General features: G+C 49.2%; 3 protein-coding genes and 2 rRNA genes (1 of these 5 only partly in view). All 5 read left to right on the top strand.

The features are described from left to right. Positions 1-2,298, top strand: a 23S ribosomal RNA gene (locus SY83_RS06290) (it extends 629 nt beyond the left edge of the window). Between the two features lie 107 nt (positions 2,299-2,405). Continuing rightward, positions 2,406-2,522: ribosomal RNA gene (rrf, locus tag SY83_RS06285) — 5S ribosomal RNA — on the top strand. A gap of 367 nt (positions 2,523-2,889) precedes the next feature. Then, entirely contained in the window at positions 2,890-4,074 is a 1,185-nt protein-coding gene (locus SY83_RS06280; protein WP_068605267.1) for an endonuclease, read from the top strand. Between the two features lie 220 nt (positions 4,075-4,294). Further along, on the top strand, positions 4,295-5,752 hold the full coding sequence (gene guaB, locus SY83_RS06275) for an IMP dehydrogenase (RefSeq protein WP_068605265.1): 1,458 nt from the start codon (positions 4,295-4,297) through the stop codon (positions 5,750-5,752). A gap of 179 nt (positions 5,753-5,931) precedes the next feature. Then, the gene (locus tag SY83_RS06270) at positions 5,932-7,179 is read left to right on the top strand and encodes a D-alanyl-D-alanine carboxypeptidase family protein (protein ID WP_231891388.1); all 1,248 of its coding nucleotides are present in this window, start codon (positions 5,932-5,934) and stop codon (positions 7,177-7,179) included. The last annotated feature ends 124 nt before the right edge of the window (positions 7,180-7,303 follow it).

Here is a 7,303-nt window from a genome sequence, read left to right as displayed (position 1 = left end):
GAGTTACGTTCACGTGCAAGGTTAAGGTGAGAAGCCGTAGCCGCAGCGAAAGCGAGTCTGAATAGGGCGACTAAGTACGTGGGTGTAGACCCGAAACCGAGTGATCTACCCCTGTCCAGGGTGAAGGTGAGGTAACACTCACTGGAGGCCCGAACCCACGCATGTTGAAAAATGCGGGGATGAGGTGGGGGTAGCGGAGAAATTCCAATCGAACTCGGAGATAGCTGGTTCTCCCCGAAATAGCTTTAGGGCTAGCCTTGGATTCTAGAGTCGTGGAGGTAGAGCACTGATTGGGTGCGGGGCCCGCCAAGGGTTACCAAGCTCAGTCAAACTCCGAATGCCATAGACTTATAGCCAGGAGTCAGACGGTGAGTGCTAAGATCCATCGTCAAGAGGGAAACAGCCCAGACCATCAGCTAAGGTCCCCAAGTGTGTGTTAAGTGGGAAAGGATGTGGAGTTGCACAGACAACCAGGATGTTGGCTTAGAAGCAGCCACCATTTAAAGAGTGCGTAATAGCTCACTGGTCGAGTGACTCTGCGCCGAAAATGTAACGGGGCTAAACACGCCACCGAAGCTATGGATTGATCGTAAGATCAGTGGTAGGGGAGCGTTGTATGTGGGTTGAAGGTGTACCGTAAGGAGCGCTGGACAGCATACAAGTGAGAATGCCGGTATAAGTAACGAAAAGACAAGTGAGAATCTTGTCCGCCGAAAGCCTAAGGATTCCTGAGGAAGGCTCGTCCGCTCAGGGTTAGTCGGGACCTAAGGCGAGGCCGAAAGGCGTAGTCGAAGGACAACAGGTTGATATTCCTGTACCACCGTAAGCCGTTATGAGCAATGGGGTGACGCAGAAGGGGAACGTTGCGGACTGATGGAAGTGTCCGTCCAAGCAGTGAGGCTGATGTGTAGGTAAATCCGCACATCGTAAGGCTGGGCTGTGATGGGGAGCGAAATATAAGTAGCGAAGAACATGTACTCTGGCTGCCGAGAAAAGCCTCTAGCCAGGTGATGGTGCCCGTACCGCAAACCGACACAGGTAGGCGAGAAGAGTATTCTAAGGCGCGCGGAAGAACTCTCGTTAAGGAACTCGGCAAAATGACCCCGTAACTTCGGGAGAAGGGGTGCCTCGGTAGGGTGAATAGCCCGAGGGGGCCGCAGTGAAAAGGCCCAAGCGACTGTTTAGCAAAAACACAGGTCTGTGCGAAGCCGTAAGGCGAAGTATACGGGCTGACGCCTGCCCGGTGCTGGAAGGTTAAGGGGAGCGGTTAGGAGCAATCCGAAGCTGTGAACCGAAGCCCCAGTAAACGGCGGCCGTAACTATAACGGTCCTAAGGTAGCGAAATTCCTTGTCAGGTAAATTCTGACCCGCACGAATGGCGTAACGACTTGGGCGCTGTCTCAACGAGAGATCCGGTGAAATTTTAATACCTGTGAAGATGCAGGTTACCCGCGACAAGACGGAAAGACCCCATGGAGCTTTACTGCAGCTTGATATTGGACTTTGGTACGATCTGTACAGGATAGGTGGGAGCCTGAGAAGGCGGAGCGCAAGCTTCGCCGGAGGCGCCGCTGGGATACCACCCTGATCGTATCGGAGTTCTAACCTGCGCCCGTGAAACCGGGCGAGGGACAGTGTCAGGTGGGCAGTTTGACTGGGGCGGTCGCCTCCTAAAGAGTAACGGAGGCGCCCCAAGGTTCCCTCAGAATGGTTGGAAATCATTCGAAGAGTGCAAAGGCATAAGGGAGCTTGACTGCGAGACATACAGGTCGAGCAGGGACGAAAGTCGGGCTTAGTGATCCGGTGGTACCGCATGGAAGGGCCATCGCTCAACGGATAAAAGCTACCCTGGGGATAACAGGCTTATCTCCCCCAAGAGTCCACATCGACGGGGAGGTTTGGCACCTCGATGTCGGCTCATCGCATCCTGGGGCTGAAGTAGGTCCCAAGGGTTGGGCTGTTCGCCCATTAAAGCGGTACGCGAGCTGGGTTCAGAACGTCGTGAGACAGTTCGGTCCCTATCTGTCGTGGGCGCAGGAAATTTGAGAGGAGCTGTCCTTAGTACGAGAGGACCGGGATGGACGTACCGCTGGTGTACCAGTTGTCTCGCCAGAGGCATCGCTGGGTAGCTATGTACGGACGGGATAAGCGCTGAAAGCATCTAAGCGCGAAGCCCCCCTCAAGATGAGATTTCCCAATTCGTAAGACCCCTTGAAGACGACGAGGTTGATAGGTTCGGGGTGGAAGTGCAGCAATGCATGGAGCTGACGAATACTAATCGGTCGAGGGCTTATCCAATTACCTGAATTAACAGGTTAACGCGTTGAGCATGCTTACGAAGCTAGCTTTGCAAGCAAAGCTCTCATTCATTCACATTCAGTTTTGAAGGATCAAACCTTCAACAGTTTGGTAACAATGGCGAAGGGGAACCACGCGTACCCATCTCGAACACGAACGTTAAGCCCTTCAGCGCCGATGGTACTTGGACCGCAGGGTCCTGGAAGAGTAGGACGTTGCCAAGCAAAAGTAACAGGAAGAACCTGACTTGTCTCTGAGACAAGTCAGGTTCTTTTCTTTTTCCAGATTGAAAATGTTCTAACGAATCGTAAAGACGCTTAAAAGCCCATATGTTAAGTTTTGAGATTATAACGAATCTACACAGCTCTTAGCGGGCTATTCAGAGCAAAACAGATCAACAAATGGCCTCTAAGCATGCCTACGATTCTTTAGAAATTAAAAATGGCGTTAGCTGACGTCTAAGCGTTACTACGATTCGTTAGAATTTTAAGGTGCGCACATTCCGGTTATTTTTACTTAAAGTTAACTTGTCCCATCGTTATACCTCATGGTAATCTCCTGTTGTAATCCAAATTGGGATGGAGGGAATTTATGACCATGCGTAAACGAAGTACCCTTTTGGCCGCTATATTCTCATTACTCTTTTCTGTGTTTTTCACAAATGCAACATTTGCTGTAACAGGGAACGGCACCTGGGAATCTCCATTGTCCGTGACGCAAGCCATGGATCTACAGAACAATAGCATACAAACCGTTCAAGGCTACATCGTCGGCCAACCCACTGCGGCATCTACGGTGATTACCAGCAACTACCCTAATGATTACGCGCTTGCCATTGCAGAATCCCCAGGCGAAACTCAAACCTCAAACATGTTATATGTTCAAATTCCTTCTAATTACCGCGCAACCTTCGGATTGCAGTCTAACCCCTCGCTTAAAGGAACACAAATCAAGGTAACTGGGCAACTCACAGCCTACTTCACGCATGAAGGATCCAAGAATGTAACCAGGATGGAAACCGCGACTCACGGAGAACCCGGAGAAGAACCCGGAGGAGGCACCGGCACCGGGACTACCTCTCCATACGACAGCACCTACTATAACTCCGCCCTTAACAAGACTGGAGCAGCGTTAAAATCAGCCCTCCACAATATCATTGACGATCACAGAAAGTTGTCCTATGACGCGGTATGGGATGCGCTGCGCTACACGGATGAAGATCCTAACAACAGGAATAATGTCATCCTTTTGTACACAGGACGGTCTCAAAGTAAATTAACGAACGGCGGCGGCGTGAACGACTGGAACAGAGAGCACGTATGGGCGAAATCCCATGGTAACTTTGGAACAGCGATAGGACCGGGTACCGATCTCCATCATCTTCGTCCCACCGATGTATCTGTTAACTCCGCGAGAGGCAACCTCGACTTTGATTGGGGCGGGTCGCCGCATGTCGAAGCAACGCTTTGTAAATATGATAGTGATTCCTGGGAACCGCGGGATGCGGTAAAAGGGGATGTCGCGCGCATGATTCTCTATATGGCCGTTAGATATGAGGGTGATTCCGGGGAACTAAACCTGGAAGTTAACAATAATAACAACAGCGGCACATCAGCTCCCTACCACGGCAAGTTGTCTACCCTGCTGGAATGGAATCGCTTGGACCCCGTGGACAGTTTTGAAATGAAGAGAAATGATACGATCTATACGAAATATCAAAATAACCGGAATCCGTTCATTGATCACCCGGAATGGGCAGATTTAATTTATAACTAGCATAATGCGCATAGCTGTGAAGGAGTTGTTTCTGGTCTGAAAGCGGACTAAGGAGCAACTCTTTTTACGCCTTATAATGGAAATAGGGCGAAACACACGGATGGCGCATAATAAAGGACATGACGCCAAGCTTGACACGAAAAAAGCCGTTCTGATAAGATGAGCAATAACAGTTTTGGGACAAGACCTAAGAAAGATCATAAAAGGAGGAACTTACGAAGTGTGGGAAACGAAATTTGCTAAAGAAGGCTTGACGTTCGACGACGTTCTTTTGATTCCGCGCAAATCGGAGACTCTGCCAAGAGAGGTAGACGTTTCCACGAGATTAAGCGAGACTGTCAAAATTAACATACCTTTGATCAGTGCCGGCATGGATACCGTTACGGAATCCAAATTGGCGATCTCCATCGCAAGAGAAGGCGGCATCGGCATCATCCATAAGAACATGTCCGTACAGCAACAAGCCGAAGAAGTGGACCGGGTGAAGCGTTCAGAGAGCGGTGTAATCACAAATCCATTCTCCCTGACACCTGAGCATCATGTCTATGACGCGGAAGCTCTTATGGGCAAGTACCGTATTTCCGGAGTTCCCATCGTTGACAAGGAGAACCGTCTGGTTGGTATTATCACAAACCGTGACTTGCGTTTCGTTCATGATTACTCCATCAAAATCAGCGACGTTATGACCCATGAACACCTGGTTACCGCACCGGTGGGAACGACTTTGGATCAAGCGGAGCATCTATTGCAAAAGCATAAGATTGAGAAATTACCTTTGGTGGATGATAATAACGAGCTTAAAGGTTTGATCACCATCAAAGATATTGAGAAGGCAATACAGTTCCCGAATGCGGCTAAAGATCGTCACGGACGTCTGTTGGTCGGAGCTGCTGTAGGAATTTCGAAAGATACTTTTGAACGGGCAGAAGCCTTAGTTGAAGCAGGGATTGATGTCTTGGTCGTTGATTCCGCGCATGGCCATCACATTAACATCATCAATACAGTGAAGAAGCTTAGAGAGCAATATCCGGATCTTACCATCATTGCCGGCAATGTGGCTACAGGCGAAGCGACAAGAGACTTGATCGAAGCAGGCGCGTCTGTCGTTAAAGTGGGAATTGGACCGGGATCCATCTGCACAACCCGTGTCATCGCCGGCATCGGTGTACCTCAGGTAACGGCTATTTATGATTGCGCGTCCGTTGCTCGCGAATATAATATCCCGATCATTGCCGATGGCGGGATTAAATACTCCGGTGATATCGTTAAAGCGATAGCGGCGGGAGCCAGCGCGATCATGATCGGTTCCATCTTCGCAGGTACGGAGGAGAGCCCTGGTGAACAGGAAATTTTCCAAGGACGCCGCTTTAAAGTTTACAGAGGTATGGGCTCCATGGGCGCGATGAAAGAAGGCAGTAAGGACCGCTATTTCCAAGAGAATGAGAATAAGCTGGTTCCTGAGGGGATTGAAGGCCGCGTTCCTTATAAAGGGCCGTTGGCCGATACGATTCATCAATTAATCGGCGGACTTCGCTCTGGTATGGGCTATTGCGGCACGAAGAGCATCCAAGAGTTGAAGGATGATACGCAATTCACAAGAATTACTGGGGCTGGTTTACGCGAAAGCCATCCGCATGATGTTCAAATCACGAAAGAAGCGCCTAACTACTCGCTGTAACTGTACAGTTTGTATAGGCATTACCCCGAAGACAAGGCGGATTTACTTTATCTGCCTTGTCTTTTTTTGCATTGGGGGGTGTGTTACAATAGGACAACAACGACTATTTCGGACTGGGAGTGTGAATGATGGGTTACCGCAAGTTGAAAGCAATGATAATGATCCTCTGTTTTACATTAATGATGAATATGGCTTTTACGCTGCAACCAAGCCCCACGAACGCTGCGCCTGCACCTCTGGCACCGCTGCAATTGGACGCCAACTCGGCTGTATTAATTGAAGAAAGCACCGGACAGGTGTTATATAGCATGAATGCGGATGTTGCGTATCCACCGGCCAGTATGTCCAAGATGATGACGGAATACATAGTGATGGAGCACATTCAATCCGGTAAGCTAACCTGGGAACAAAGTGTGACTACCACAGAGAACGCGGCTGCCCAGATCGGCTCGAGAATTTTCTTGGCTGAAGGCGATCAACATAGTGTTAAAGACCTTTATACCGCAATGGCTGTAGGGTCAGCGAATGATGCAACCGTAGCGTTGGCTGAGCAAATCTCGGGTACGGAGCAGACGTTCGTTAAGCTCATGAACGATACGGCTAAGCGATTGGGTTTATCGGACAAGACCCATTTCATTAACGCAACGGGATTGAGTCGCAGCGATATGCCGGATGCATTCCGTCCGCAGGCGGCAGATAAAGAAACGCTGATGACGGCTATGGATTCCGCCAAGTTGGCGTATCATATCGTGAAGGACCATCCGGAAACGCTGGAAATTTCGAAGATTCCTTCTTACAAGTTCCGCGAGCGCGATACGAAACCTATGATTAACTACAATTGGATGCTCGAAGGCAACAAAGATAACGAGAACTTCCGCAAGTACGTCTATGAAGGGCTTGACGGCCTAAAGACGGGTCATACTAGCCAAGCCGGCTACTGCTTTACAGGCACGGCTAAGCGCGGCGAAATGCGTCTGATCAGTGTGGTCATGGGCGCTAAGACCGAACCAAAGCGTTTTATTGAGACGAAGAAGGTATTGGACTACGGATTTAACAATTTTGAACTGAAAACGATTGTGGCTGAAGGTGCTGAACTGCCTGATGTGAAGACCGCGAAGGTGACGAAAGGCAAGGAGCTTGAAATTCCTGTTGTTGCCGAGAAAGCGATAAGTGTTGTGATGCGTAAGGGCGACACTCCGGAAAGTGTGAAGATTACCACAACGCCAACCGCTGCCGACAAATTAGTCGCTCCGATTAAAAAAGGGCAAGAAGTGGGCATAGTAACCTTAACTTACGGAGATTCGAAACAAACGATGAAACTAGTGGCCAAAGAGGACATGAGCAAGGCTGGCGGATTGAAGTTATTTTTCCGTGGAATTAAAGAATTTTTCGGTGAGCTGTTCAGCGGCATCAAGAATCTTTTCTAGTTCATTTCATGCGCATTCGAAAGCACTATAATTCCAACCAAATGGGTTGTATATTTAGGTGTCTTACGGTAAAATGACTTCTTATAAGGCTTGAAAAAAAGCAACGATAACATCTTATTTTTTC

This window comes from Paenibacillus swuensis, assembly GCF_001644605.1.
GTDB classification, from domain to species: Bacteria; Bacillota; Bacilli; order Paenibacillales; family DY6; genus Paenibacillus_N; species Paenibacillus_N swuensis.
Note: the sequence above shows the minus strand (reverse complement) of the source record. Positions and strands in the feature narration are given on the sequence as shown.

What these genes read in the sequence shown, in the direction of transcription:
- SY83_RS06280 (WP_068605267.1), top strand. Translation starts at nt 2,890, where the DNA reads ATGACCATGCGTAAACGAAGTACCCTTTTGGCCGCTATATTCTCATTA.
- SY83_RS06270 (WP_231891388.1), top strand. Translation starts at nt 5,932, where the DNA reads ATGATGAATATGGCTTTTACGCTGCAACCAAGCCCCACGAACGCTGCG.